Raw genomic sequence first — 1,847 nt, forward strand, 5'->3', positions numbered from 1 at the left:
ATCATTAAGAGAATATGAAGAACAACTTGTGTGGATTTTTACTGATTGATTAATCGAAATATTATCATTGATTGATTGGTTTAAATTACTCGAAGTTTATTTGAGAGAATTTGTCAGTACATTGATGAGCCAGAATTGTGACCTTAAGTCACTAATGATTTTTAACTGAAGAGTTTGATCATGGCTCAGATTGAACGCTGGCGGCAGGCTTAACACATGCAAGTCGAGCGGGGGATATTGCTTCGGTAATTGACCTAGCGGCGGACGGGTGAGTAATACTTAGGAATCTGCCTATTAATGGGGGACAACATCTCGAAAGGGATGCTAATACCGCATACGCCCTACGGGGGAAAGCAGGGGATCACTTGTGACCTTGCGTTAATAGATGAGCCTAAGTCGGATTAGCTAGTTGGTGGGGTAAAGGCCTACCAAGGCGACGATCTGTAGCGGGTCTGAGAGGATGATCCGCCACACTGGGACTGAGACACGGCCCAGACTCCTACGGGAGGCAGCAGTGGGGAATATTGGACAATGGGGGGAACCCTGATCCAGCCATGCCGCGTGTGTGAAGAAGGCCTTATGGTTGTAAAGCACTTTAAGCGAGGAGGAGGCTCTCTTGGTTAATACCCAAGATGAGTGGACGTTACTCGCAGAATAAGCACCGGCTAACTCTGTGCCAGCAGCCGCGGTAATACAGAGGGTGCGAGCGTTAATCGGATTTACTGGGCGTAAAGCGTGCGTAGGCGGCTTTTTAAGTCGGATGTGAAATCCCCGAGCTTAACTTGGGAATTGCATTCGATACTGGGAAGCTAGAGTATGGGAGAGGATGGTAGAATTCCAGGTGTAGCGGTGAAATGCGTAGAGATCTGGAGGAATACCGATGGCGAAGGCAGCCATCTGGCCTAATACTGACGCTGAGGTACGAAAGCATGGGGAGCAAACAGGATTAGATACCCTGGTAGTCCATGCCGTAAACGATGTCTACTAGCCGTTGGGGCCTTTGAGGCTTTAGTGGCGCAGCTAACGCGATAAGTAGACCGCCTGGGGAGTACGGTCGCAAGACTAAAACTCAAATGAATTGACGGGGGCCCGCACAAGCGGTGGAGCATGTGGTTTAATTCGATGCAACGCGAAGAACCTTACCTGGTCTTGACATAGTAAGAACTTTCCAGAGATGGATTGGTGCCTTCGGGAACTTACATACAGGTGCTGCATGGCTGTCGTCAGCTCGTGTCGTGAGATGTTGGGTTAAGTCCCGCAACGAGCGCAACCCTTTTCCTTATTTGCCAGCACTTCGGGTGGGAACTTTAAGGATACTGCCAGTGACAAACTGGAGGAAGGCGGGGACGACGTCAAGTCATCATGGCCCTTACGACCAGGGCTACACACGTGCTACAATGGTCGGTACAAAGGGTTGCTACCTAGCGATAGGATGCTAATCTCAAAAAGCCGATCGTAGTCCGGATTGGAGTCTGCAACTCGACTCCATGAAGTCGGAATCGCTAGTAATCGCGGATCAGAATGCCGCGGTGAATACGTTCCCGGGCCTTGTACACACCGCCCGTCACACCATGGGAGTTTGTTGCACCAGAAGTAGGTAGTCTAACCGTAAGGAGGACGCTTACCACGGTGTGGCCGATGACTGGGGTGAAGTCGTAACAAGGTAGCCGTAGGGGAACCTGCGGCTGGATCACCTCCTTAACGAAAGATTGACGATTGGTAAGAATCCACAACAAGTTGTTCTTCATTGATGTATCTGAGGGTCTGTAGCTCAGTTGGTTAGAGCACACGCTTGATAAGCGTGGGGTCACAAGTTCAAGTCTTGTCAGACCCACCAAGTCTACTGA

At 49.9% G+C, this 1,847-nt stretch carries 1 tRNA gene and 1 rRNA gene; both read left to right on the forward strand.

Going from position 1 to position 1,847, the window contains the following annotated elements:
• The first annotated feature begins 162 nt into the window (after positions 1-162).
• Positions 163-1,701 (forward strand): 16S ribosomal RNA (locus GJV03_RS21285).
• 59 nt (positions 1,702-1,760) lie between these two features.
• A tRNA-Ile gene (locus GJV03_RS21290) sits at positions 1,761-1,837 on the forward strand.
• Positions 1,838-1,847: the final 10 nt, after the last annotated feature.

This window comes from Acinetobacter sp. RIT698, from assembly GCF_009668065.1.
Classification (GTDB): domain Bacteria; phylum Pseudomonadota; class Gammaproteobacteria; order Pseudomonadales; family Moraxellaceae; genus Acinetobacter; species Acinetobacter guillouiae.